A 23,231-nucleotide genomic window follows, 5' to 3' on the forward strand; every position below is an offset into this window, starting at 1 on the left:
TAGTTCTTCACGATGAGGAGCGCGCCGTTCGGGCCCCGTCGCGCGAATCGCGGCGAGCACGGCGTCGGTGGACGGCGACGTGAAGACTTCGCCGCACACCGCCGCGCTCAGCATCCCCGCGCCGACGTAGCCGCCGTGCGCCGGTTCGTGGCCGCTGCCGCCGCCGGAAATGACCGCGACCGGGCGCTGCGCCGGCTCCGGCAAGGGCCGCCGGATCAGCACGTGTTCGTCGCCGAGAATGGCGACGTGCGGCGACTGCCGCGCGATGCCCTCCAGCATTTCGCGCACGACATCGGACGGGTGGTTGACGAGCTTTTTCATGGCGGCGATTTCCTGACTGTGAGTGAGGGCGGCGGCTCGTCACGACAGCGGGCGCGTGCGATTCGGCGTGCGATGCGGCGTGCGATGCGGCGTGCGATTCGGTGCATGCGGAGCATCCGCTTCGTGCGCGAGCCTCCTCTTCGTTGCCGACCGGCCGGCCGGCACGCTGCCGTGCATTGTGCCATCGGGACCGGTTCACGGTGCGTTCGCGGCGGTCCCGCTTTCGCTCGCAAACGGCGCGCGCTCGTGCATCGCGTCGCAGCCTGCCCGCGGGCGGACATCGGCCGCAACGGCGCGGGCAAGAGCACGCTGTTCCAACTGATGCTCGGCCTTCTCGCCGCCGACGCGGGCGACGTGCGGATCGACGGCGTGTCGGCCCGCGACCCGCGGTTCCGCGCCGTGCGGCGCACGCTCGGCTATCTGCCGGAAAACGTCGTGCTGTACGACAACCTGACCGGGCTCGAGACGCTGCGCTTCCTCGCGCGCCTGAAAGGCGCCGACGCGGCCGCGTGCGCGCCGCTCGTGGCCGTTCGTGCTGTTCTGGACCGCCGTCGTCGGCGCGTCGATCTTCGCCGAGCGGCCGTTCTGCAAGTACCTGTGCCCGCTCGGCGCGAGCCTCGCGCTGCCCGGGCGCTTGCGGCTGCTCAAGCTGCGGCGCAAGCCCGAATGCACGAGCTGCCATGCGTGCGCGGTCGGCTGCGGCTCGCAGGCGATCGACACGGCCGGCCGGATCGACCCGATGGAGTGCCTGCTCTGCCTCGACTGCATGGTCATGTACTACGACGAGCACAGTTGCCCGCCGCTGTCGAAGGAACGCAAGCGCCGCGAAAAGGCCAGCCTGCCGCTCACGCCCGTCGGCAAGGATGGACGGTACATTCCGATCGAGCGGGTCTGACGCGCGGCGCGCCAGCGCGCAAAGGCCCGGCGCGGCCGGCAAAAATATTTCGTTTTCCTTTCAATTGTTTCGGATTGTCGTCGGCAATCCGCAAGCCGAAAAACCGTGGCAATCTACAGCGCAATCCGGTTGTCCGTTCGCACAACCGATCCGTAAGGTTTCCCGATGATTCGTCTTGCGACATTTGCGCGCCGCGTCGCGCTGATTGGCCTATTGCATCTTTTCTGTGCGGCGCTGCCCGCGGCGGCGGCGGCCGACCTCGCATCGGGCGCCGCCGTGCCGCCCGCGCCGACGATCTCGCGCGACGAGGCGCTCGCCGAGCTCAAGCGCGTGCAGGCCGCGCTCGACCGGATCAAGCAGCAGGCGTCGGCCGCGACGACCTACAAGCAACTGGACGCGCTCGACGAATCGACGCAGGCGCTGGCGGCCGACGTCGACAAGCTGACGGCCGCGCTCGTGCCCACGCGCGCGCAGCTTCAGGCGCAGCTCGACGTGCTCGGCCGCCGCCCGCGCCGGGCGCGGCGCCCGAGACGGCCGCCGTCGCGCGTCAGCGCGCGGATCTGAATGCGCGCAAGACGCAGTTCGACGCCGCGCTGAAACAGGCCGCCGACGAAAAGGAAAGCCTCGCGAACCTGATGCAGCAATACTCGAAGCTGCGCCGCAGCCTGCTGCGCGACCAGCTCGTGCTGCGCTCGGGCAGCATTCTCGGCGCGCAATTCTGGGCGCCGCTCGTTCATCCGTCGGACGACGACCGGCAGGAGCTCGACGCGTTCAGCGCGCAGATCGGGCAAGTGCTGAGCGCGGCATGGGAGCCGGCCGCCGGCTCGGCACCGCGCTGCTGCTCGCCGCCGCGCTCGCCGTGTGGACGCTCGGCGGGCGGCTCGCCGAGCGCGCGCTCGCGTGGTTCAGCCTGACGAAGCTGCCGGAGACCCGCGTGCGGCGCAGCGCGCTCGCGACGTCGATCGCGGTGTCGAGCATCGTGACGACGGGCATCGCGGTGCAGTTCGTCTACCTCGCGCTCACGCGCGACGTCGTGCTGACGAGCGCGCTGCAGGATTTCGCCGACGAACTCGCGAAGCTCGCGCTGACCTGCGCGCTGATCGCGGGCCTCGGCCGCGCGCTGCTGTGCACGCGCCACCCGAGCTGGCGGCTGCCCGCGCTCGCCGACGAAGTCGCGCTCGCGATGCGGCCGTTCCCGGCGATCCTCGCGGCGCTGCTGCTCGTCGCGGGTGCGCTCGAGGAGCTGAACCGAACCGCCGACACGAGCCTGCAGGTCACGCTGTTCGGGCGCGGGATCGTGTCGCTCGTCGTCGTCGTGACGATCGGCGCATCGCTGCTGCGCGCGAACCGCGCGCGCACCGCGCTCGCGGCCGCTGGCGAGCCGCCCGAGGCCCGCTCGACGCTCGCGGGGCTGATCCACGCGGGCGTCACGCTGACCGTCGTCGCGGCGCTCGTCGCGCTCCTCGTCGGCTACATCTCGGTCGCCCGCTTCCTCACCTACGAGCTCGTCTGGTTCGAGATCGTGCTCGGCAGCGCGTATCTGCTGACCCGCCTCACCCGCGACGCGTACGCGAGCGCGTTCTCCGCGAACCTGTCGAGCGGCAGGCTGATCAAGAATCTGTTCGGGCTGAACGACGGCCACCTCGATCAGGCGAGAACCGTGCTGACCGGAATCAGCACGAGCGTGCTGCTGCTCGTCGCCGTCGTCGCGCTGCTGACGGGCGGCTTCGGAACGACGCCGAACGACCTGCTCGTGAGCGTGATCTCGATGTTCGGCGGTGAGCGCCTGCAGCGTCTGAACATCGTGCCCGACCGCATCCTGAACGCGGCGCTCGCGCTCGCGATCGGCATCTACCTGCTGCGCTCGGTGCGACGCTGGCTCGACAACGAGCTGCTGCCCGCGGTCGGCATGGATCAAGGCATGCGCGCGTCGCTCATCACGCTGTTCAGCAATCTCGGCTACGTCGCGATCGTGCTGCTCGCGCTGTCGCTGCTCGGCGTCAAATGGGACAACCTCGCGTGGATCGTGAGCGCGCTGTCGGTGGGCATCGGCTTCGGTCTGCAGGAGATCGTGAAGAACTTCGTGTCCGGGCTGATCCTGCTCACCGAGCGGCCGGTGAAGGTCGGCGACATGATCAGCATCTCGGGCGTCGAGGGCGACATCCGCCGGATCAACGTGCGCGCGACCGAGATCCAGTTGTCCGACCGCTCGATGGTGATCGTGCCGAACTCGCAGTTGATCTCGCAGAACCTGCGCAACGTGACGATGGGCAACAGCACGCAGGGCGTCGCGACGCTGACGCTCACGTTTGCGCTCAACACCGATCCCGAGCAGGTGCGCGACCTGCTGCTCGACGCGTACCGCGAGCATGCGTCGATCCTCGAGAAGCCCGCGCCGTCCGTCACGTTCAGCCAGTTGACGCCGGACGGGATCACGCTCAGCGTGACGGGCTACGTCGGCAGTCCGCGAATCACGGCGGCGACGAAGAGTGACCTGCTGTTCGAGATCCTCAAGCGGCTGCGCGCGGCGGGCATTCCGCTGTCGAATCCGCAGACGCTGATGGTGCAGAACCTGCCGCCGCCGAGCGAATGACGCGAGCCGGCGCGGATCGGCGTGGACCGATGCGGATGCGGCCGTGCACGAATGTCCGTTCACTCCGCGGGCCCACGTCATATCGCGTTGCAATCCATTACACGCGGGAATTCGCCGGCTTTCTATGATGGGAACCACGAACCCGCTTCAATGGATGGCGCGACCATGAAAAAACTGATGATTCTGCCGCTCGTCGCGAGCGCGCTGCTCTCGGGCTGTGCGGTGTATCCGACGGAGCCCGCCGTCGGCGTGGACGTCGGCATCGGCTGGCATGGCGAGCGCTATTGGGACGGCCACCGCTACTGGGAGCGCGACGAATGGGAGCGCGCGCATCCGCCGCAATACTATCGTCGCGACGACGACCGGCGCGACGATCGCGGCGGCTACCGTGACGGCGACCGGCGCGACGGCGGCCGCTGGCGCGACGACCGGCGCGGCGACGACAATCGCCCATACTGACTGACGCCGTCGCCGCGCGTCGATCCCCGGCGACGGCCGCATGCGTCGAAAGGCGTCCGGCACGCATGCCGGGGCGCGCGCCACGCCGTCTCGTCGGCGCTCATTTGGACAGAGGAGCCCATACGTGAAGCTTTCGATCTTCATCGCGGCCGCGTGCGTCGCATTCGCGTTGACGACGGCTGCTCGCGCGCAAACGTCGCAAACCTATCGATTCGGCGAAGGCCAGTCGGGCTTGTCGGGCCAGTCGAGCGACATGCCTGCCGCGCCGGCGCGCCGCGCCGCGAAGACGACGCACCTTCGCAAGCACCGCGCGCATCATGCGCGGCATACGCGCGCCGTGCGTGCGCCACGGACGTACGCGCATCACTGACGACGTGTCGGGCCGCGCGCAGGCCCGGCTCACTGCGCCTGCGACGCACCGCTTGCCGCAACCGCGCCGCTGATCCGGTCGATCAGCGACTTCGCCGCGCCCGCGGCGAGCGCCGCATCGACGTGCGACGTCTGCCATGCGCCGTCGCTGTCCTCGGTGAATGTGAGCGTCGCGCGCAGCGACGCGTCGCCGTCGCTCGGCTGCCCGTCGTGCCACGCGATCGCGACGTTGCACGAATACGCGCGCTCGGCGACCTTCGTGCAATCGCCGACGGGCTTCACCGACGCGACGTCGGCCGCCACGGGCAGCGGCTGGCCGAGCATCGTATTGAGCGGCCCGCGATTCTCGGCGTCGAGCGCGCGGCGCACGGCCGCGTCGATGTCGCGCGCGCCGGGGCCGGCATGGAACCAGCCGCAGGCGGCAAGCATCGCTAACGACATTCCCAGCAGCAACAGTGTTCGGAGCTTCATCGGTTCGTGTGGTTTCGCATAGTTTCGCATCATCCGGCGCGGGGCGGCGCACGCGCGCCGCGCGTTTCGCCAACGCCATCGTGCATGCGTTTCGCGCGCCAGTCTGACGCGTGCGCGGGCCGCGATCCGTATCGATTTGTAACGGCGTGTTCGCCGCGACGCGCGGCAAAAGCCGCGCCGGCGGCGCGACCCGACGCCCGAGGGCCCGCCGCACGCGCCCAAGCGGCGGGCGCGAGCGGTCGCGCCGACGATGCAGGGCCGGCGAACGCGACCGCTTGTTACACGAAGCGGCGCCCGCGGGGCCCGGCCTATACTAGCCGTTGCCCGTCAACCGGCGCCGGTTCGCCGCGGCGGACCGGCACGCCCCATCGCATGAGGAGCATTTCATGTACTACCTGCTGACCTACGAACTCGTCGACGGTTATCTCGATCGGCGCGGCGCCTACCGCGCCGATCATCTCGCGCTCGCGAAGGCCGCGACCGCCCGCGGCGAGCTGCTGCTCGCGGGCGCGCTCGCCGACCCGGCCGACGAAGCGGTGCTCGTGTTCGACGCGCCGTCGCCCGCCGTCGCCGAAGCGTTCGCGCAAGCCGATCCTTACGTCGCGAACGGCCTCGTCAAGCGCTGGCGGGTGCGGCCGTGGACGGTCGTCATCGGCAAGCTCGCCGCGCCCGCGTGAATGCGGCTCACAGCCAGCCGGCCTTCCTGAAGCGCCGCCACAGGAACAGGTCGGCGGCCGCCATCACGCCGAGGCACACGTAAAAGCCGAAGCGCCAGTGCAGCTCCGGTATGTTGTTGAAGTTCATCCCGTAGATCCCGGCGATCATCGTCGGGATCGCGAACAGCGCGGCGAACGAGCCGAGCCGCTTCGTCACTTCGCTTTCCGCGAGCGAGATCATCCCGAGGTTCACCTGGATCGCGGTGACGAGCATCTCGCGCCGCCCTTCGATCGTCCGCACGATCCGCAGCAGATGGTCGTAGACGTCGCGGAAATAATGGTCCATTCCCGCGCAGACCTGCGGAATCCGCCCGCCGACGAGCTTCGCGAGCGGCTCGACGAGGGGCGCCGTGTGCTGGTGCAGCATCACGAGCCGGCGCTTGAGCGTGTACAGATCCTCGATCAGCGCGCGGGCGGCGGCCGTGCCCGTCTTCTCGAAGATCCGGTCCTCGAGCGCCTCCAGCTCGGCGCCGAGCGCCTCGAGCGTCGGGAAATAGCGGTCGACGACCTGGTCCATCAGCGCATAGAACACGAACGCCGAGCCCTCCTTCAGCAGATGCGGCTCGCGTTCGCAGCGCGCGCGCACCGCGCGGAAGTCCTGCTCGCTGTGATTGCGGATCGACAGCACGTAGTTCGGCCCGACGAACACGTTCAGCTCGCCGAGCTGGAGCTCGCCCCGCCGGTCGATCTCGACCGTATGCAGCACGGCGAACAGCGAATCGCCGTACTCCTCGATCTTCGGGCGCTGGTGGCCCTTGCGCGCGTCCTCGAGCGCGAGCTCGTGCAGGCCGAACTCCTCGCCCATCCGTTCGATCTCGTCCGGCTCGGGGTCCTTCAGCGCGACCCAGACGAAGCACTCGGGCCTGGCGACGTAGTCGCCGATGTCGTCGATGTCGATATCGGCCACTTTGCGGCCATCCTGATATGCAGCGCAGTTGATCAGCATGCAGTAACGTGTTTCGAAGCCATTCCGGCGCACAGTTTAGCCGCTCCCGCGCGCGCCGGCGGCCGCGGTTCGCTTGCGCGGCCCGCCGATATTGGTCATGATCGACGTCGTGCACTCGTCGCCGGTCGCGCTCGCGGGCGGCGCTCCCTCGAATCGCCCGGCGGCCCGCGCGGCCGTCCTGACCGTCAAGGAGACAGCGATGTGGTACTTCTCGTGGATTCTCGGCATCGGCGTCGCGCTCGGCTTCGGCATCATCAACGCGATGTGGCTCGAAGCGAACGGCAATTTCCCGACGGGCGCCGCCGGCGACGCGCATGACGCGCACGGGCCCGCCGCGCCGCCGGAGGACCCACGTTCGTGACGTATCTGGTGTTTTTCTGCGGCCATGCGGGCACCGGCAAGACGACGCTCGCGAAGCGGCTGATCCGGCCGCTGATGAAGACGACGGGCGAAGCGTTCTGCCTGCTCGACAAGGACACGTTGTACGGCCGCTACAGCTCGGCCGCGATGGGCGCGCTCACGCACGACCCGAACGATCGCGACAGCCCGCTCTATCTGAAGCATCTGCGCGATCCCGAATACCAGGGGCTGCTCGACACCGCGCGCGAGAACCTTGAGCTCGGCATCAGCGCGATCGTCGTCGGACCGCTGTCGCGCGAGGTGCGCGACCGGCGTCTGTTCGATCGCGCGTGGCTCGGCATCGGACCCAACGTCGAGCTGCGGATCGTCTGGGTCCACACGTCGGAGGACACCGCGCATGCGCGGATCGTCGCGCGCGGCAATCCGAACGACGCATACAAGCTCGCGCACTGGGAAGAATACCGACAACGCCGCTTCATCCCGACAGGCGAGCAATGCGAGGGCCTGCTGATGTTCGACAACACCGCGCCGTCGGATGCCGATGTCGAAGCGCTCCTCGATCACATCGCGCCGCCGCCCGCGCGCGTCGCGTCGACGGTGCCGCCGCTGCCCGCCTGACGCGGCGCCGCATGCATGAAAAAACGCCGGACGCCCATCGGGCCACCCGGCGTTTTTTTACGTCGCGTCACGCGAGCGCGTGCATCCGCTCGAGCGTGCCGCCCTCGTACAGCTTGCCGAAGCGGTTCGCGAGGAATGCGTGCAGCGGCACCTGCTCCTGGCGCACGAAGCCGCTCTGCGGCAGCTTCTTCTCGCGGAACAGATCGAGCACCGCGCACATCGCGCCCGCCGTCGTGATCTGGATCGCGCTCATCGGCATCCCGCAGATTTCCTTCGCGAAGATCTTGCGCGTGAACACGTCCTGCACGAGCTGGCCGTGCTTCACGCCCGTCACCGTGACGAACACGAGCACGACGTCCTGCTTCGTCGACGGCACCGCGCGGCGCATGATCGATTTCAGCGTGTCGCGGTCGGTCGCCAGGCGCAGATCCTCGAGCAGGAACTGGATCAGCTCGCGGTGGCCCGGATAGCGGACCGACTTGTAGTCGAGCGTCTCGACCTTGCCCTCGAGCGTCTCGCACAGCGTGCCGAGGCCGCCCGACGTGTTGAACGCCTCGTATTCGGTGCCGTCGAGCGAGAAGTGCTCGAGCCCTTCGAGCGGCTGCACCCATTGGCGGCGCCCGTCGCGCACCGCTTCGCACGGCTGGCAGTATTCGTTGATGAGGCCGTCGACGCTCCACGTCAGGTTGTATTTGAGCGCGTTGGTCGGATACTCGGGCAGCGCGCCGACGCGCATCTTCACGTCGCGCACCTCGGTGAAGCCGTTCACGAGCTCGTGCGCGGCGATGCCGATGAAGCCCGGCGCGAGGCCGCATTGCGGCATGAACGCGCGATCCGAGCCTTCGGCGAGCTCGCGGATCGCGCCCGTCGCGCGCACGTCCTCGGTCAGATCGAAATAATGCACGCCCGCGGCCTTCGCGGCGGCGGCGACATTGACGGCCAGGTAATACGGCAGCGCGTTGACGAGCGCGTCGAAGCCCTTCACCGCTTCGCGGATCGCGGCCGCGTCGGCGGAATCGACGCGCCGCGTCGCGATGTCTTCGCTGGCGAGTTTCGCGAGCGCGTCCGCATCGCGATCGAACGCGACGACTTCGTAGTCGCCGGTTTCGCGCAGCAGATGAGCGATGGTGTGGCCGATGAGACCCGCGCCGACGATGGCGATTTTCATGTCGTTCTCTCCTGACAAGGTGATTGTTTGTTGTAAACGGCGTGTTGCCCTGCAGGAAAGTGTACGGATGCGCAAAAACACTTTATAGACGAAAAGTGATGCGAAACGACGTCAATTTTCGACGATTTGACGATACGCTTCGTCGAGTTGACGTAAACGCCGTATCAATGCGCAGCGCCGGTCGCGGCGAGCGCCGCCTTCGCGCACACGCGCGAGCGTCCGTCGACGAGCACCGCTCGCGGCGCGCGCGTCGCGAGCAGCGACAGCAGCGTCGCGCCACCGCCACGCAAATCGTCGCCGGCCTGCCGCTCGAACAGGCAGAGGTCGGCCTTCATGCCCGGCGCGATCGCGCCTACGTCGTCGAGACCGAGCGCCGCCGCGGCCGAGCGGGTCAACGCAAGCGCGCAGCGGTCCAGGAGCGCAGCCGACGCACGCTCCGTCTCGCGCATCAAGCGATGCAACGCCGCGCCGCCGCGAAAACGCAGTGCGGCCCTGCCCTTTTCGAGCAGCGGCGCATAGGCGCTCCACCCTCGCGCGTGCGCGCCGTCGCGGCACGCGTCGATCACCGCATGGCTTCGCGTGCGCGCCAGCGCGGCGATGTCCCGCCCGTCGAGCGGCGCTGCGCCGAACACCGTCACCCGCTTGTCGTCGGCCATCAGATAAGCGATCAATGCCGCCTCCGAGCAGCAGAAGCGCGCGCGAAACTCGTGCGCGACATCGGAGTGCGCGGAGAACTGAATGCCGATCCGCGTGCCCGCGCACTTCGCGCGGTGCGCCCACGCGACGATCTCGGCCGCCGACGCGAGATCGCCGCTCGCGATCACCGGCAGCGCCGTGACGAGCGACGGAACGTCCGGCGCGGCAGCGCCGGCGGGCGCGGCCGACGTGGCCGGCGCGGCCGGCATCCAGCCCGGCCACGCGTCGGCCTGCTCCGGGCGCCGATCGTCGACGCGCAGCAGCGCGACACGTCGCATGGCCGCCGCGGCGGCTCCCGCATCGAGAGGTGCGTCGCCCGTGCAATGGCGGGCCATCGTGGTGACGCAAGCGGGCGGCTCGGCAACCGCGGCCCACGACGGATGGATTCGGCCGTCCGGCGGCGCGATATCGACGACGCCCGGCGTACAGATGAGCGACGCGCCGTCGATGCCGTCGGCGAGCGCCGAGCTGCCGGCCGGCACGATAGCTGCGATCCTGCCGCCGGCGATCTCGATATCGCATCGCTCGAACGCGCATCCGGCGCTGTCGAAGCGCATCGTGTCGCTGATCACCCACGGTCGTGCTGCGCAAGACATTTCGATAGGCATATCCGTATCGTCCTGGTGCGAGCCGCCGCCCCGGCGCGCGCGCGGAACCCGCGCCGGGCCCGCGACGTTGTTCGCCGCTGCGGGGAGCCGCTCGCGGATGAGGTGTCGTTTCGGCCCGGCCGCCGCGCTCGCCGGCCGGGCCCCGTCAGCGAACGTGCGTCAGGTCGCCGCTCGGCCGACCTCCGAAAAGAGCTGCTGATAGGCGAAATACGAGCAAACGATCGCGAGCAGCGAACAGACGAATGCGAAGACGAAAATCGACGCATAGCCGACGTGCGACGCGATGATCCCGCCCGCCGCGCCGGCGAGGAGAATCCCGATGTCGAAGCAGGATTCATAGGTGCTCAGCGCAAGCCCGATGTTCTTTTCGGGCAGGCTCTTGATCGCGGGAAGCGCGAGCAGCGGATAGACCATCGACAGGCCGAAGCCCGCCAGAAAGGAGCCGATCGACGCGTAGAGCGGCGTGCCCGCATACGCGAGGCAAAGCAGGCCCGCCGCCTCGATCGCGAGCGAGACGACGATCGTGTTGACGCCCGACGAATCGGCGCGCCAGCCGAGCAGCAGCCGCGCCGCGACGTAGCCGATGCCGAACAGCGCGAGCGCGAGCGCCGCATAGCCGTTCCAGCCGTTGTCGAGAAACAGCAGCGCGAGAAACGACGTGACCGACGCGTATCCGACGTTGGCGAGCGCGAAGCCCGCGCCGGCCTTCCACACGCGCTTCACCGCATAACTGAGCGGCAGATGGCCTGCGTCGTCATGGACGCTGACCTCCTTGATGAACCATACGACGACGGTTCCGAGCAGCGGCAGCCCCGTCATCGCCGCCGCGCCGGCGACGAGCCCCACGTGCTGATACGACCACACGCCCGCGTAGTTTCCGATCGCGAGCCCGAGGAACATCGCGATCCCGACCCACGACATGATCTTGCCGGCGTGCTCGCGCCCGACAAGCCCGATCGGCCACGTTCCGCTGCAGGTGAAGATGAGGCTCTCGCCGACGCCCATCAGCACGCGGCTGCCGAACACCACGGCAAACGAAAGGTATGCGCTCGCGCCGTGCGTCGCGAGCGCCGCGACGCACAGCGCGCCCGCGACGAACATCAGCAGCAGCCCGCGGATCATGCCGGTCTTCGGGCCCCGCGTGTCGGAGAACCGGCCGGCGTACGCGCGCGACAGCAGCGTCGAGACGGACTCGGCCGTGACGACCGCGCCGACGAAATACGGCGACAGTCCCAACACCTTGTTCACGTAGATCGGCAATATGGCAAGCGACGTGCCCAGGCTGACGATCGCGACAAAGAGAATGAGCGCAACGACGACCGCCGATGCGAAGTTTCCGGTTTTCACGTTTTCTTTCATTGAACGACCCTCACGATTCCGTCGCGAACGGCGATCCGGTCTTCCAGGATGTTCGTGACCGCGTCCGCGATGATGACTTCTTCCACCTTGATGATTGCTTCCTTCAGCGCCTGCTCCGTCATGCCCGGCGCAATGCGCACGACGCCCTGATCGATGATGGGCCCCGCATCCACTTCGTTGTTGATGAAATGCACCGTCGCGCCCGTCACCTTCACGCCCGCCTCGAGCGCGCGGCGCTGCGCGCCGTCGCCCGGAAACGCCGGCAGGATCGACGGATGCGTGTTGATCGTCCGGCTCCCGTATTTGTCGACGAAGGCCGGCGAGAAAATGCGCCGGAACCCGCCGAGGACGATCAGATCGATGTCGTTCGCGTCGAGTTGCCGGGAAATTTCGGCCTCGAACGATTCGCGATCGGCGAAATCCGCGTGCAGGACCCGGCTGACCGGAAACCGCCCCGCGAGCGAGCCGTTCTCGGCCGGAAACGCCTTGTTGTTCGTGATCACGAGCGCGACCTCCGCGGGCACCGACGATCGCCCGACGCCCTCGACGACGGAGCCGATCAGCGATCCGCGCCCGGAAAACAGAAATGCAATCTTCTTCATGCCGTCACCTCTTCTCTGAGCGCCTCGAACCGCGACCGCCATTCGTCGAAATCAACGAACGCGAACGTCCCGTCCGAGAAGATCGCCCGTCCGTCGACGAATACCTGGTCCGGGTTTTCGTTGCGCAGCAGCCGCAAATGGGAAATCGGGCTGTTGCCGTACGCCTCCGTCAAGCGGTCGCGCCGGAAGACGATGAAATCCGCGCGGCGGCCGGCGCGAATCGCGCCGATCCCGCGCAATCCGATGCTCTCGCCGCCCGACGCGGTCAACATGCCGAGCACCTCCGCCGCGCTCAGCTTGTCGTCGAGATCGTGCTCGCCGTGGTGATAGAGGCAGAACATCGCATCGTTCGTCAGGCGGTTTTCCGGATTGACCATCGCCGCGTCCGTGCCGAGCCCCATGTGCCGCGCGCCGGCGAATCGGCGCACCGGCATCCTGCCCGCACCGACGAAGCTGTTGCTGATCGGGCAATGGACCAGGTTCGCGCGCGACCGACGGATCTCGGCGACATCGTCATCATCCACGCTGCTCGCATGAACGAGCGTGAGGTGCTCGTCCAGCACGCCCAGCCCGCCAAGATGCCGGATCGCGCTGATGCCGTGCGCGTCGCGAAACGATTTCACCTGCGTTCGCCCCTCGTGAACATGCATCGAGAACGTCTTGCCGCGCGCCTTCGCCAATCCATGCAACTGCCGGATCAAATCGTCGCTCGCGGACAGCTCCGACGCGGTGGCCGGCTGCAGATCGATCAGCGGCGTCGCGTGCGTATCGACGGACCGCTCGTATCTGCGGATGATCTCGTCGATGCCGTACGCCGACGGCTTGCTCCCGCCGCCGAGCCACTGATCGCTCTGGCAGAACTGGACCGATGCGCGCACGCCGACGGCCTTGCACGCGTCGGCATCCGTTTCGAAGCGGCTCGTGAACACGCCGACGCTCGTCACGCCGCTGCGCACGTTGCGCATGATGCTGTAGAGCGCGGCCGCATACTGCGTTTGCGCGCTTTCGAGCCGGTTGTTCTTGTGCACGCTGTCGAGCACCGTCTGAATCGGCGAGAAGTCGTGCAGATCGCCGTACAGCTCCTTGCTCGGATGCAGGTGTGCATTGACGAGCCCCGGAAACATCACGCGCCCCGTCCCGTCCGCCGTCGCGACGCCATCGGGGCGCGGCGCGCCGGCCGGCCGGATGCTGTGAAACCGGCCGTCCTTCACGCGAATGTCGGCCGTCGCCAGCCGGCAGGTGTCGGGATCGAGATACTCGATGCCCGCATACAGGATGTCGTCGTTCATATCGCGGCGCTCGCGGTGCGTTTCGAATTCAGTGCGACGCCCAACGCGCAGCGAATCGCCGTTTCGAACTCCATGGTCCGGTCGTACAGGCCGTTCGTCAGGAATCCGTTCGTGCCGAGCACGTCGATCACGCTGTCGCCTGTCGCATCGAGTGTCTCCTTGATGAACGCCGACAGCCTTTCCCCCGGCGGCAACGCGTTCAGCAGGCCGTGCGGCAGCATCACCTTGCCGCTGCATCCATAGGCGGGCGTCTCTTCGCCCGCGCGCAGCACGGCGGCCCAGCCGTACACGAAATCGCCAAAACCGGTGCGCTCGATCAGCCCTTCGAGCGCCACCCAGTAATCGACGGCGTCGCGACAGCGCGCCTGCATGGCCACGAGGCGATTGCAGCATCCCGCCAGCGCCTGCGCGTCGCTGTCGGGCGTTTCGGACACGCCTGAGTCGACCGGCACCGGAACGATCCGGTGCGACTCGAAGACCGCGCCGGCCACGCTGCGCAGCGCATTGACTTTTGCTTCGTTTGCCGAAGCGATTGCAAGGATCGTCGGGTTATTCGGCATTCTCGTAAATCCACTTGATTACATCGGTTTTTGCCGAGCCGGCGTAGATGTCGCCCAGCGTATCCTTCGCCGACGAGATTTCCGGCATCATTTCGGTGTCGCCGCGGCCGTTCATCGCGTCCTTCGCCTTCTCCATCGCGTTGTCGTAAATCTGCGTGAACGTGGTCTTCATGATGGTCGAGCCCAGTTGCAGATCGTCGTAGCCCTGCGACACGAGATCGCTATGCACGAGTTCGTGAACGAACGAGAAGAAACCCATGTCGTACGGCAGCCCCGTGATCACGTCGGTGCTGCGCGAGATCGTCTCGCAAAACAGGTGGTTTTCCCGAATGAAGAACTGCATCCCGATCGTGCACGGAAAATCCTTCGTATCGGACTTGTGGTAGTTCTGGTTGATGTTGATGATCGCGCGGCGCGAATCCTGGTTCGACTTCAGCATGCTGACGATCCAGTTGTACTGGTTGCCGTATTTTTCGACCGGCTCGTAGAACACGTAATACCCGTAGTTCGAATTGACGTTCCCGTCCTTGTCCGTGAGCGTCATCCAGAACTTCGACGCGTTCGCGAGGCCGTTCTCGGCCTTCAGGCTGCCGCTGAAATACGCGAGCAGTTCGCGGCACAGGTATCGCTTTGCGCCGTTTCGAAGCGAATGCACGCGGCTGCGCGGGTCCTTCAGGATGTAGTTGACGCCATACGCCTGCATCGCGTCTCCGGCGCGCGACTTGATCTTTCTTCCCTCCTTCACGATGTTGTGAATGCCCTGCCTGACCAGGTCGTCGACCGAATCGCCGTAGATGTTCGTGAAACCGTGATGAATCGCTGCCCTCGGAGTAACGTCCAGAAGTAAATTTTCCATAGTCTTGTGAATGGTTAAATTCGGACTTCTCAGTGAATGTTCATCCTTCGTGCGGACGAACGGCGCAACTTCGACATCAGCCCTCGCCCCACCTGGGGCGCGGCGGATTCCAACGCTCCAGCTCGTCGAGCAGCGCCGCGTTGCTGTCGACGCGGATGAGCAGCTTGCCCTCGAGCGGATTCGCAAAGCCGGAATCGACCACGTGCGCGATCAGATCCAGCAGACGGTCCCAATAGCGATTGACGTTCAACAGGAATATCGGCTTCTTGTGATTGCCGAGAATCAGATTCGACAGCACCTCGATCGTCTCCTCGATCGTGCCGATGCCGCCCGGCAATGCGACGAAGCAGTTGCCCAGGTCCTCCATCAGCTTCTTCCTGGCCGACATCGAATCGACGATATGCAGCGCCGTCAGCGACGTGTGCGAAATCTCCCCGCTCGTCAGCGCCCGCGGAATGACGCCCGTCACCTTGCCGCCCGCCGCCAGCGCGGTATTGGCGACCACGCCCATCAGGCCGACCTTGCCGCCGCCATAAACGATCTCGGCGCCGGAGGCCACCACGTCCCCGATGAATTTCTCCGTCTCGCGCGCGAATGCGGGATCCATGCCGAACGACGATCCGGCGTAGACGGTGACGCGAAAACCGCTCGGGAATCTATCCCTTCTCATAAGCCTTCCTAAATATTGTCTCGGGTCCCCGTGCTCGCAGGGACCATGAATATCGAAGCCGATCGGCTGCGCAAAATGCGGTGAGGCGAAAAACCGGGAGAAACGGGAAAACGGGCGAGTCTGACGACAGGAAAGTGCGGCGATGCGGCTCGGGCGTCATGCATGGCCGAATGGCGGATGCATCGGTCCGGCATGCCGCCAGCCATTTATCGCATGAGACGCAATCAAATTATCGCGCCCAGCACCATTCTAGATACAAAACATCGCATGTCAAGCATTTATCAGATTTTTAAATGCAATGCTTAAGCCAGAATTGCTGTAAGGAATAATTTATTCGCCCAATTATGGTATGACATGCGATCTTTGATTGACTGTGCGATAGTGTCATGCCTGCAATACTTGCGCTACGATGCCGACCGTTCGCTTCGCGCGCCCATGCCGCCCCCGGAGCGCGCATGCCCTCACTGCCCGTCGCCCGGCGAACCGGCCGGCGACGAAGAAGACGCAAATCAGACAGCCACCGCTTATCGATAATGGACAGTCACGAACAGCATTCCAGCGCCATCCAGATCGCCAATCGCATCCGGGAAATCCTGACGAAGAACGGCATCAGCAAGCGCCAGCATGCGAACACCGTGAGCCGGATTCTCAATCTGAGCTTCTCGCAAGCGCATCGCAAGCTCAAAGGCCAAAGCCCCTGGGCGATCCATCAGGTCAACCGGATCACGGCGGAATTCGGAGAAGATGTCGGCCAGTTGTTCGGCGCGCCGCTCGCCGATGCCGCGCCGGTCGAAGGCGATCCCGTCGACGCGCTGCTCGCCATCGGCGACACGCGCATCGCATGCCATGCGCATATCGGCGAAGCGTTGTCCGCCGATCAGAAATCGGATCTCGTCGCCGTGCGGATCAACCATCGATGGTCGATCCATGCTCACGACCAGGCTCCGGAAGCGCCGCATTACGCCGTGCGCGAGGTCAGGATCGCGCCGACCGTCGAGGAGATCCGCAGGCTGAGCATCGCGATTCTGGACGACTCGCCGGAAGCGGCGGACGAGTTGTCGAAGTATCTGCGCGCGCAAGGTTTCAACACCTACACCTACTACGACATCGATTCGTTCAACGAAGCCGTGCGGGACAACATGTTCGACGGCTTCGTCGTCGACTGGATCATCGGCCGCGAAACGTCCGAAAGCTGCATGACGGAGATCCGGCAATCGGAAAATCCGGACGCGCCGATTCTGGTGCTGACGGGGCAATTGAACACGAGCGAGCGTGAATCGGAAATCGCGCGCGCGATGCGCACTTTCGACATTCTCGGCCCGTATGAAAAGCCGATCCGGCTATCGGTCATCAAGGCGGCGTTCGACCGCCACTTCAACCGCTGACGGAAACCAGCCGCTTCAGCGTCCGGAACAGGATCTCCCGCCGAACCGGCTTCATCAGGTAATCGTCGAACAGCGCCATCTGCTCTTCGGTGAGAAGCTCGGGTGCGTGAGCGCTGACGCCCACCACGGGAATCCTGTAGTTCGGGCCGCGCGTCAGCCGCAACTCCTTCGCCACCGAAATGCCGTCGCGCTCCGGCATGTGGAGATCCAGCAGCAGCACGTCGTACGGACGGCGCATCAGCTTCTGCATCGCTCGCTCCGCCGAATCGCATGGCTCGCAAGTGCAGCCGATCTGCTCCAGCAGCGACGAAAACGAGCTCAACGCGGATTTGTTGTCGTCGACGACGAGCACATGATGCGGCGTCGAGAAAACGCCGCCGTCCTCCGCTTGCGCCGGATCGTCGCCGCCCGCGCCCGGCCCCGCGGCGACGCGCGATATCCGGACCGGCAAATCGACGGTGAAAACGCTCCCTTTGCCGACCTCGCTGCGCACGCCGATCCCGCCGCCGAACAAGTCGACCAGCCCCTTCACGATCGACAGCCCCATGCCTGCGCCGTCGTGAATGTTCGTCTGCCCGTGATCGATCTGCGTGAACGGATGGAAGATATGGTCGAGCTTGTCGGCGGGAATGCCCGTGCCGGTGTCCTCGACCCGCAGCCGCAGGCGGCCGCCCTGCGCGCCCGGCGCCAGCTCGCAGGAGAGCTTGACGCTTCCCGCACGGGTGTTCTTGATCGCATTGCTCAACAGATTCGTCATGATCTGGCGAATCCTCGCGGCATCCGAATGAAGACACACGTCGTCGATCCCGTGGTTCTCGCAGATGAGCCGAACGGGTTTCCTGCCGATCAGCGAGACCGCCTCGGTCGCGGTGGCGGTGACGATCGGCGCGAGCCTGAAGTCGCTGTTCCTCAGTTCCAGCTTGCCGCTGTCGAGCCGCGCGTAATCGGTCAGATCGCGCATCTGCGACTCGATCTGCATCGCCGCGAGTTCCAGCCGCTTGATCGTGTCGGTGTGCTCGAGCGCGATCCGCGCGCCCGAGATCACGTCGATCGCGGACGTGATGCTCTGCAGCGGCGTCCGGAGCTCGTGGCCGATCGCGCCGAGAAACGCATTCTTCGCGCGCACCGCCTCGCTGGCGGCCGCGGTCGCGCGCCGTTCCGCGGCGAGCGCCTGCGCCTGCTGCCGGATCGTCTTTCTGCTCTGCTGGATGTTGAATATCGTGATGAACCCGATGATCGCGACCGACGAGATGATGATCGATACGCCGATCAGGATGATCGTGCGATTCTTGAGGAAGATCCGGTATGTCCGGTCGCGCTGCTTCGCCTCCGCGTGCGCCGCCAATGCCGACAGGTTCAGCGCCTCGATGCGGATCAACCGTATCTTCTCGGCCACCTCCGTCAGCGACTTCTGCGTCATCCCGGGCAGCTCCATGATGCGCCCGACGTCCGCGAACAGCGTGCGAATCCGCTCGATGCGCTCGTCATAACCCTGCTCCGCATAAAGCAGGCGAGTGGATTCCGATCGATTCGACAGCACGAAGAACTTCGATTCGAGAATGTCGAATTCCGATTTCAGATCCTTGCACTCGCTGAGGCACCCCCAATCCTTCCTGTAAAGAAGCAATTCGAAGTCCGCGAGCCGGGTTTCAAACTGTGCGGTAGACGATGCGTAGTCTTCCTGCGTTCCGACGAGAGCCAGAAAGCTGCGCTCGGAAAACAGGTTGCTGTAGCAATAGATGGCCGAAGACATCGCCGCAACCATCAGGAGCGTCAGGACCAGATAAAGCCGGATGCTGCCGATCGGCGACGATTTCATTAATTTCACTTGACGACGATTTTATACACCTGCCAAAGAAATCGAGTGCTGTACAGCGGACCGCTCAATTCGGCGCCTCCGGTATCACGCGGATATATGACGAACAAAGGCCCGAAATTCTTCAGGGACAGCATTTTTCCGTTCATTTTATAGGCCAGAATTGTACCATATTTCTCAAAATCCGAAACGGGAATATCTTCGTAATAGTCATCCAGCGTATAGACGGTGATCGCCTTTCCCCTGGCGCCCACTTTTTTCAGCAGGTCGAGAATCGGCACGCCCTCGAACCGGCTTTCCGCGGTCCACGCGGTCGAGGTCCGGATCTCCCGCACCGGCATCCGCATCAATTCGGTTTCGCTGAAAACATAGCTCTTGCTTTTTGGATCGGTGTATTTATCGATATCTCCGGATATCACCAGATCGAAGGAAAATGCATTTCCGCAAGCGGACATCAGCGCGAAAGCGAATAGCGAAATCAGTTTTTTCATCTTGGCCCTCGGATAGCTGTATTTTTATCGCTTCAATTGCCTCGTTGAACGCGAGGTCTGATTGATTTTCATAAAACCGCCGATCGCGACAAACCTGCGAGCGGCAAAGCACGCCGGCGAAATCGATTTTCGCGAGCGAAGCGCCCTCATTCGAAATATCCGACGCGGCGCCGACAAAAAAATTACATTGCCTTTTTCGACATGAAACCGGCGATCGAGCATAACACACGGCCGGCATGCGAATTGGCTTTCCGAAACGTCGGATTTTCCGTGATCGGACACCGGAAAGCCAAAGCACGCGATCGCGGACGGACCGGGCGGACGCCGGGCCGCCGACGGCGGCTGCGATCCGGCGCGGCGCGGATCGCCTGGGCTACCCGCCCGCCGCGTCCCGTTTCGCGCCGGACGCGAGCGCGCCGCCGTCCTCCGCATGCTTGACCGATGCGCCGCAGCCGCTGCAGAACGGGAAGAACGCAAAGTTGCGCGTGCCGCATCCGGCGCACTGCTCGAACAGCCTGAGCCCGCAGTGGATGCAGAACGTCGCGCCGTCGCCGCCCAGGTTCCACGGCTTGTCGCACGACGGGCAGAGCTTTTTCTGATAGGCGGCGATCGCCTTCTCGTAGCCGATCGCCTGTGCGCGCTCGCGCTGGCTGCGCCGCATCTCCTCGCGCTTGCGCTCGACGTAGCGCTGGAACGCGCGCAGCATGTAGATGCCCGCGAACACGGTGAGCACGATGCCGACGGTCACACGCACGTAGCCGCCGAAGCTAGGCAGATACGGCACGAGCTCGACGAAGAACGCCGTCAGCGCGAACATCCCGAAGCCATAGACGAACGGCCAGTAGCGCACCTTCCGGTAACGGACGAAAAGCCAGACGGCGAGCGCGAGAATCGGCAGCGTGAACGCGAGCCGCCACGCGAACACGACGAGCTCGTAGCGGCGGCTCGCCTGCTCGTAGCGCCGCTCGGCCTGCGCCTGCGATTGCGAAAGCTGCGCGCTCACGTCGTCCTGGCGCTTGCGCAGCGCGTCGAGCTGGTCGGCGATCTGGTCCTGCTGGCGCTGCCAGCCGGCCACCGCCGTCTGCAGCGCGTCAAGCTGGCGCGTGCGCGCGAGCACGTCCGGATTGCGGCTCGCGTCGCCCGTCGCGCTGCGCGTCGCGATCCAGTTGCGAAAGCTCTCCTTCGCCTGGTTGTATTCCTGCTGCGCGCGATTGCGGGCGGTCGCGAACGCATCGGCCTTGTCGGTCAGCGCGCCCTGCTCGCGCTGCAGCTCCCGCTGCGTCGCGCGCAGCGCGGCGTCGGCCCGCGTATCGGCGTAGCGCTCGAGCGTCGGCGGCCCGCCGCGCGGCGCGAACGCCATGTCGCGGATCACGAGGCTGCCGAGCATGTTGAGGAACAGCGCGAACGCCACGGCAATGCCCCACGATGCGATCTGCAGCAACCGCTCGGGGCGCGAATAGGTTTGGCTCGTCGTCATGATCCCGTTCTCTCTCGTCAGGGTGGTCGTGTCCGTCGTCGTGCGTCGTGCGCGTCAGCCGATCGTCCCGCGATCGATCTTGCGCGCGAGGATGATCGACGTCGTCGTCCGCTCGACGCCTTCGAGCGCGCCGATCTGATCGAGCAGGTCGTTCAGGCGTTCGGGCGAATCGGCGCGCAGCCACGCGACATAGTCGTACTCGCCGCTCACCGCGCACAGCAGTTGCACCTCGGGCATGCGGTCGAGACGCTTGAGCACATCCTTGCCGTACTTCGGCGCGAGGATGATGCCGACGTACGCGTAGATGCTCGCGTCGAGCACGTCCTGTCCGAGCCGCACGCTATAGCCCGCGATCACCTGCGTGCGCTCGAGCCGCGCGATCCGCGCGAGCACCGTCGTGCGCGCGACGCCCAGTTGCCGCGCGAGATCCGCGACGCTCGCGCGCGCGTTCGCCTGCAGCAGCGCGACGAGGTTGCGGTCGAGGTCGTCGAGTTGATCGAGTCGGGGTGGGCGCATGGCGGATCGGCGAATGGAGGTGCCGCGATGATAGCGCCGAACGGCCGTGCGCCCAAGCCGGCGGCCGCGCAAGGGCCGTTCCGATCGTCCGTTCTATCCGTCGTCCTGTCCATCGTTCGGCCGTCGCCATGGCCCCGCCGCGCACCGGGCGCCACGATGCGATGCGTCACACCGGCGCGATGCCGATCGAATGCACGAGATAGCGGCACAGCGCCGGCTCGTCGAATTCGGGCAGCCGCGCACCGCTGCCCGCGAGGAACGCCGACGTGCTCGCGTGCTCCCGCAGCCAGATGTGCCGGTCAGCTCGACCAGACACATGCCGAAGCGCTTCGACCGCCGCCCTTCCCGGCCGCGCCCGTTCGGGTCCTGCTCGCCGTTCGCACCGCTCACTGCGCCTTCGCGTGCTGCGCGAGGCCGATCGCCTTGTAGTCGTACGTCGGATAGAACTCGGTGCGATACGCGCCCCACGCGGTGTCCTCGAGCACGCGATTCACCTCGCGCAGCCGCGACACCGGCAGGCGCAGCACGACGACCTGGCCGATCCCCATCGCGACCGTCCAGCTCACGACCTCGACGCCCGCCGGCGGAAACGCCTTGTAAAAGCCTTGCCGTGCGAGCTGCGCGTTCAGCTCGGCGAGCGGACGCGATTCGTCGTGCCGCAGAAAGACGGTGAGCAGGATCGCGTTGTCCGGCGTCGCGACTGCCGAACCCGGTGCCGGCACGGCGCTCTGGGCTTGCGCGGCGCCGCCCGCGAGCGCGAATGCGGTGAACAGTGCGGTAAACATCGCGACCGCGCCGAGTCGCGCGGAAATGCCGGATGATGACTTCGTCGTGCGCATGCCAGGCTCCTCATCGAGAACGATTTCGCAGGCTCGCTCGCCGCCCGGCGGGCGAAACGCGGCGCCGCGCAGGCGCGGCCGCATGGGTTTCCTCAACGCGCTGACGCATCGATATCGGCGCATCGCCGGTCCGCATATCGCCGGGACGTGCGCTGCCGCAACATTCGCGGCTGCCGTGACGTCCGGCGCTTGCGCGCTTCCGGCCTTTGCTCGACTCCCGCAATGCCTCGCACAGCGTCCGCGCCGCAGACGACACCGGACACCGTTCGTCGCGCCCCTGCATTCGATGCTCGCCCGCCCCGCAACACGCATCGACGGGCACGCCGGCCGGCGCATTCCCCGCGCCGCCGCGATTTCGATTCGTTTCGGTTGTAAGCAGATGTCGCATTGCCGCCCAACGGCCCGCCGCCGTGCTACTAATAGCGCGGGACGCGCGCCGCGCAGGCGGTCGAGCGCCGCGCCCGCCTTCCGGATTTTCGTCCGACGACCACACAGGAGCTCCCATGAAAAAGATCTCGCTGACTTTCGCTGCCGCGCTCGCGCTGGCGGCCACGCTCGCGCACGCGCAAACGAGCGCGTCGGCGCCCGCCGCGGCGGCCTCCGCCCCGGCCGCCGCGGCCGCGCGCCATGAAGCGCGCGTCGAGGAGCGCATCACGTACCTGCACAACCAGTTGAAGATTACGCCGGAGCAGGAGTCGCAATGGAAGACGTTCGCCGACACGATGCGCGACAACGGCGCAACGATGGCGCGTCTTTATCGCGAGCGGATGGAGAACAAGACCGCGTCCGCGCTCGACGACATGAACCAGTACGCGGAACTCACGCGGGCGAACGCGGACGGCGCGAAAAAGCTCGCCGACGCGTTCACGCCGCTGTACGCGAGCTTCCCGGCCGAGCAGAAGGCGCTGGCCGACTCGACGTTCCGCAAATGGCTGCACCCGGAGCCGGGCAAGGCACGCGCGCGCAAGCATCCGGGCAAGGCGGACGGCCAGCCCCCCGCGAGCGCCGGCGCCGCGCAGTAACGCGAACGCGCGAGCGCGCCGGCCGCGCGCATGCGGCAACCGGCGCGCTCGCGCTCGTTCGCGACGTCCGCCCCCAACGCTCGGCGCGTGATGCAAGCGCATCGACGCTTGGCCCCGCTCCCGCCCGGC

The 23,231-nt window shown here is 66.2% G+C and carries 23 protein-coding genes and 4 pseudogenes; 10 read left to right on the forward strand and 17 right to left on the reverse strand.

All coding sequences use genetic code 11. The annotated features are described in order from the left end of the window. Positions 1-321: pseudogene (locus WT16_RS00005) on the reverse strand (dihydroxyacetone kinase subunit DhaK); the annotation flags it as partial. 279 nt (positions 322-600) lie between these two features. On the opposite strand from WT16_RS00005, the pseudogene WT16_RS29710 reads away from it, so the two are divergent. The 5 genes and pseudogenes from WT16_RS29710 to WT16_RS00030 form a co-directional block, all read left to right on the forward strand. Next, a pseudogene (locus WT16_RS29710) lies at positions 601-843 on the forward strand (ATP-binding cassette domain-containing protein); the annotation flags it as partial. After that, positions 839-1,216: pseudogene (locus WT16_RS00015) on the forward strand (4Fe-4S binding protein); the annotation flags it as partial. The pseudogenes WT16_RS29710 and WT16_RS00015, both read left to right, overlap by 5 nt. 165 nt (positions 1,217-1,381) lie before the next feature. Then, a pseudogene (locus WT16_RS00020) lies at positions 1,382-3,809 on the forward strand (DUF3772 domain-containing protein). 165 nt (positions 3,810-3,974) lie between these two features. Continuing rightward, positions 3,975-4,268: a hypothetical protein gene (locus WT16_RS34245; RefSeq protein ID WP_015601242.1), complete on the forward strand. Its 294-nt coding sequence runs from the start codon at positions 3,975-3,977 to the stop codon at positions 4,266-4,268. A gap of 124 nt (positions 4,269-4,392) precedes the next feature. Continuing rightward, positions 4,393-4,638 carry a hypothetical protein gene (locus WT16_RS00030; RefSeq protein WP_063532463.1) on the forward strand — a complete coding sequence of 82 codons (246 nt, stop codon included), beginning with the start codon at positions 4,393-4,395 and terminating at the stop codon, positions 4,636-4,638. Between the two features lie 29 nt (positions 4,639-4,667). Here the strand turns inward: WT16_RS00030 and WT16_RS00035 are convergent, their stop codons facing one another. Continuing rightward, positions 4,668-5,108: a hypothetical protein gene (locus WT16_RS00035; protein ID WP_009912225.1), complete on the reverse strand. Its 441-nt coding sequence runs from the start codon at positions 5,106-5,108 to the stop codon at positions 4,668-4,670. A 386-nt stretch (positions 5,109-5,494) separates the two neighbouring features. On the opposite strand from WT16_RS00035, the gene WT16_RS00040 reads away from it, so the two are divergent. Beyond that, positions 5,495-5,785, forward strand: a complete 291-nt coding sequence (locus tag WT16_RS00040) for a YciI-like protein (protein WP_006026870.1) — start codon at positions 5,495-5,497, stop codon at positions 5,783-5,785. 7 nt (positions 5,786-5,792) lie between these two features. Here WT16_RS00040 and corA read toward each other — a convergent pair whose 3' ends face one another. Next, a complete protein-coding gene (gene corA / locus WT16_RS00045; protein ID WP_059930778.1) occupies positions 5,793-6,770 on the reverse strand; it encodes a magnesium/cobalt transporter CorA in 978 nt (325 codons plus the stop codon). 199 nt (positions 6,771-6,969) lie between these two features. Here corA and cydX point away from each other — a divergent pair, with 199 nt between their 5' ends. Together cydX and WT16_RS00055 are read left to right on the forward strand one after the other, a co-directional pair. Then, a complete protein-coding gene (gene cydX, locus WT16_RS00050) occupies positions 6,970-7,131 on the forward strand; it encodes a cytochrome bd-I oxidase subunit CydX (RefSeq protein ID WP_041861851.1) in 162 nt (53 codons plus the stop codon). Next, on the forward strand, positions 7,128-7,748 hold the full coding sequence (locus WT16_RS00055) for an ATP-binding protein (RefSeq protein ID WP_009912221.1): 621 nt from the start codon (positions 7,128-7,130) through the stop codon (positions 7,746-7,748). Before cydX ends, WT16_RS00055 begins: the two co-directional genes overlap by 4 nt. 67 nt (positions 7,749-7,815) lie before the next feature. Here WT16_RS00055 and WT16_RS00060 read toward each other — a convergent pair whose 3' ends face one another. The 8 genes from WT16_RS00060 to WT16_RS00095 all read right to left on the reverse strand — a co-directional run bounded on the left by WT16_RS00060 (position 7,816) and on the right by WT16_RS00095 (position 15,556). After that, positions 7,816-8,916: a saccharopine dehydrogenase NADP-binding domain-containing protein gene (locus WT16_RS00060; protein ID WP_006026875.1), complete on the reverse strand. Its 1,101-nt coding sequence runs from the start codon at positions 8,914-8,916 to the stop codon at positions 7,816-7,818. Between the two features lie 164 nt (positions 8,917-9,080). After that, positions 9,081-10,220 carry an amidohydrolase family protein gene (locus tag WT16_RS00065; protein WP_063532464.1) on the reverse strand — a complete coding sequence of 380 codons (1,140 nt, stop codon included), beginning with the start codon at positions 10,218-10,220 and terminating at the stop codon, positions 9,081-9,083. A 159-nt stretch (positions 10,221-10,379) separates the two neighbouring features. After that, a complete protein-coding gene (locus tag WT16_RS00070) occupies positions 10,380-11,567 on the reverse strand; it encodes an MFS transporter (RefSeq protein ID WP_230479272.1) in 1,188 nt (395 codons plus the stop codon). 8 nt (positions 11,568-11,575) lie between these two features. Beyond that, on the reverse strand, positions 11,576-12,181 hold the full coding sequence (gene purN / locus WT16_RS00075) for a phosphoribosylglycinamide formyltransferase (protein ID WP_063532465.1): 606 nt from the start codon (positions 12,179-12,181) through the stop codon (positions 11,576-11,578). Then, positions 12,178-13,470 (reverse strand): amidohydrolase family protein, encoded by a 1,293-nt coding sequence (locus WT16_RS00080; RefSeq protein ID WP_059930786.1) that lies wholly within the window; start codon positions 13,468-13,470, stop codon positions 12,178-12,180. The genes purN and WT16_RS00080 overlap by 4 nt, the downstream gene beginning before the upstream one ends. Beyond that, positions 13,467-14,030 (reverse strand): inosine/xanthosine triphosphatase, encoded by a 564-nt coding sequence (locus tag WT16_RS00085; RefSeq protein ID WP_063532466.1) that lies wholly within the window; start codon positions 14,028-14,030, stop codon positions 13,467-13,469. The genes WT16_RS00080 and WT16_RS00085 overlap by 4 nt, the downstream gene beginning before the upstream one ends. Next, positions 14,020-14,886: a thymidylate synthase gene (locus WT16_RS00090; RefSeq protein WP_006026881.1), complete on the reverse strand. Its 867-nt coding sequence runs from the start codon at positions 14,884-14,886 to the stop codon at positions 14,020-14,022. Before WT16_RS00090 ends, WT16_RS00085 begins: the two co-directional genes overlap by 11 nt. A 76-nt stretch (positions 14,887-14,962) precedes the next feature. Beyond that, positions 14,963-15,556, reverse strand: coding sequence for a TIGR00730 family Rossman fold protein (locus tag WT16_RS00095; RefSeq protein ID WP_015601217.1), 594 nt, complete (start codon positions 15,554-15,556; stop codon positions 14,963-14,965). Between the two features lie 533 nt (positions 15,557-16,089). Here WT16_RS00095 and WT16_RS00100 point away from each other — a divergent pair. Then, positions 16,090-16,941, forward strand: coding sequence for a helix-turn-helix domain-containing protein (locus WT16_RS00100; RefSeq protein WP_015602118.1), 852 nt, complete (start codon positions 16,090-16,092; stop codon positions 16,939-16,941). On the opposite strand, the gene WT16_RS00105 is transcribed toward WT16_RS00100, so the two are convergent. From WT16_RS00105 to WT16_RS00130, 6 genes are all read right to left on the reverse strand, one after another. Beyond that, positions 16,931-18,760: a hybrid sensor histidine kinase/response regulator gene (locus WT16_RS00105; protein WP_006026884.1), complete on the reverse strand. Its 1,830-nt coding sequence runs from the start codon at positions 18,758-18,760 to the stop codon at positions 16,931-16,933. The two genes, WT16_RS00100 and WT16_RS00105, sit on opposite strands and share 11 nt — an antisense overlap. A 5-nt stretch (positions 18,761-18,765) precedes the next feature. Continuing rightward, positions 18,766-19,248 carry a molybdopterin-dependent oxidoreductase gene (locus WT16_RS00110; RefSeq protein ID WP_063532467.1) on the reverse strand — a complete coding sequence of 161 codons (483 nt, stop codon included), beginning with the start codon at positions 19,246-19,248 and terminating at the stop codon, positions 18,766-18,768. Positions 19,249-19,621: 373 nt separating this feature from the next. After that, entirely contained in the window at positions 19,622-20,725 is a 1,104-nt protein-coding gene (locus WT16_RS00115; protein WP_063532468.1) for a zinc ribbon domain-containing protein, read from the reverse strand. Positions 20,726-20,779: 54 nt separating this feature from the next. Beyond that, positions 20,780-21,241: an Lrp/AsnC family transcriptional regulator gene (locus WT16_RS00120; protein ID WP_006026887.1), complete on the reverse strand. Its 462-nt coding sequence runs from the start codon at positions 21,239-21,241 to the stop codon at positions 20,780-20,782. A gap of 166 nt (positions 21,242-21,407) precedes the next feature. Continuing rightward, a complete protein-coding gene (locus tag WT16_RS00125; protein ID WP_063532469.1) occupies positions 21,408-21,557 on the reverse strand; it encodes a hypothetical protein in 150 nt (49 codons plus the stop codon). Between the two features lie 70 nt (positions 21,558-21,627). Continuing rightward, positions 21,628-22,164 (reverse strand): hypothetical protein, encoded by a 537-nt coding sequence (locus WT16_RS00130; protein ID WP_156521387.1) that lies wholly within the window; start codon positions 22,162-22,164, stop codon positions 21,628-21,630. A gap of 419 nt (positions 22,165-22,583) precedes the next feature. On the opposite strand from WT16_RS00130, the gene WT16_RS00135 reads away from it, so the two are divergent. Continuing rightward, positions 22,584-23,102, forward strand: coding sequence for a Spy/CpxP family protein refolding chaperone (locus tag WT16_RS00135; protein ID WP_006026890.1), 519 nt, complete (start codon positions 22,584-22,586; stop codon positions 23,100-23,102). Positions 23,103-23,231 lie beyond the last annotated feature (129 nt).

This window comes from Burkholderia sp. MSMB1589WGS, from assembly GCF_001636105.1.
GTDB lineage: Bacteria > Pseudomonadota > Gammaproteobacteria > Burkholderiales > Burkholderiaceae > Burkholderia > Burkholderia humptydooensis.

What these genes read in the sequence shown, in the direction of transcription:
- WT16_RS34245 (WP_015601242.1), top strand. Translation starts at nt 3,975, where the DNA reads ATGAAAAAACTGATGATTCTGCCGCTCGTCGCGAGCGCGCTGCTCTCG.
- WT16_RS00035 (WP_009912225.1), bottom strand. Translation starts at nt 5,108, where the DNA reads ATGAAGCTCCGAACACTGTTGCTGCTGGGAATGTCGTTAGCGATGCTT.
- WT16_RS00040 (WP_006026870.1), top strand. Translation starts at nt 5,495, where the DNA reads ATGTACTACCTGCTGACCTACGAACTCGTCGACGGTTATCTCGATCGG.
- corA (WP_059930778.1), bottom strand. Translation starts at nt 6,770, where the DNA reads ATGCTGATCAACTGCGCTGCATATCAGGATGGCCGCAAAGTGGCCGAT.
- cydX (WP_041861851.1), top strand. Translation starts at nt 6,970, where the DNA reads ATGTGGTACTTCTCGTGGATTCTCGGCATCGGCGTCGCGCTCGGCTTC.
- WT16_RS00060 (WP_006026875.1), bottom strand. Translation starts at nt 8,916, where the DNA reads ATGAAAATCGCCATCGTCGGCGCGGGTCTCATCGGCCACACCATCGCT.
- WT16_RS00065 (WP_063532464.1), bottom strand. Translation starts at nt 10,220, where the DNA reads ATGCCTATCGAAATGTCTTGCGCAGCACGACCGTGGGTGATCAGCGAC.
- purN (WP_063532465.1), bottom strand. Translation starts at nt 12,181, where the DNA reads ATGAAGAAGATTGCATTTCTGTTTTCCGGGCGCGGATCGCTGATCGGC.
- WT16_RS00080 (WP_059930786.1), bottom strand. Translation starts at nt 13,470, where the DNA reads ATGAACGACGACATCCTGTATGCGGGCATCGAGTATCTCGATCCCGAC.
- WT16_RS00085 (WP_063532466.1), bottom strand. Translation starts at nt 14,030, where the DNA reads ATGCCGAATAACCCGACGATCCTTGCAATCGCTTCGGCAAACGAAGCA.
- WT16_RS00090 (WP_006026881.1), bottom strand. Translation starts at nt 14,886, where the DNA reads ATGGAAAATTTACTTCTGGACGTTACTCCGAGGGCAGCGATTCATCAC.
- WT16_RS00095 (WP_015601217.1), bottom strand. Translation starts at nt 15,556, where the DNA reads ATGAGAAGGGATAGATTCCCGAGCGGTTTTCGCGTCACCGTCTACGCC.
- WT16_RS00100 (WP_015602118.1), top strand. Translation starts at nt 16,090, where the DNA reads ATGGACAGTCACGAACAGCATTCCAGCGCCATCCAGATCGCCAATCGC.
- WT16_RS00105 (WP_006026884.1), bottom strand. Translation starts at nt 18,760, where the DNA reads ATGAAATCGTCGCCGATCGGCAGCATCCGGCTTTATCTGGTCCTGACG.
- WT16_RS00110 (WP_063532467.1), bottom strand. Translation starts at nt 19,248, where the DNA reads ATGAAAAAACTGATTTCGCTATTCGCTTTCGCGCTGATGTCCGCTTGC.
- WT16_RS00115 (WP_063532468.1), bottom strand. Translation starts at nt 20,725, where the DNA reads ATGACGACGAGCCAAACCTATTCGCGCCCCGAGCGGTTGCTGCAGATC.
- WT16_RS00120 (WP_006026887.1), bottom strand. Translation starts at nt 21,241, where the DNA reads ATGCGCCCACCCCGACTCGATCAACTCGACGACCTCGACCGCAACCTC.
- WT16_RS00130 (WP_156521387.1), bottom strand. Translation starts at nt 22,164, where the DNA reads ATGCGGCCGCGCCTGCGCGGCGCCGCGTTTCGCCCGCCGGGCGGCGAG.
- WT16_RS00135 (WP_006026890.1), top strand. Translation starts at nt 22,584, where the DNA reads ATGAAAAAGATCTCGCTGACTTTCGCTGCCGCGCTCGCGCTGGCGGCC.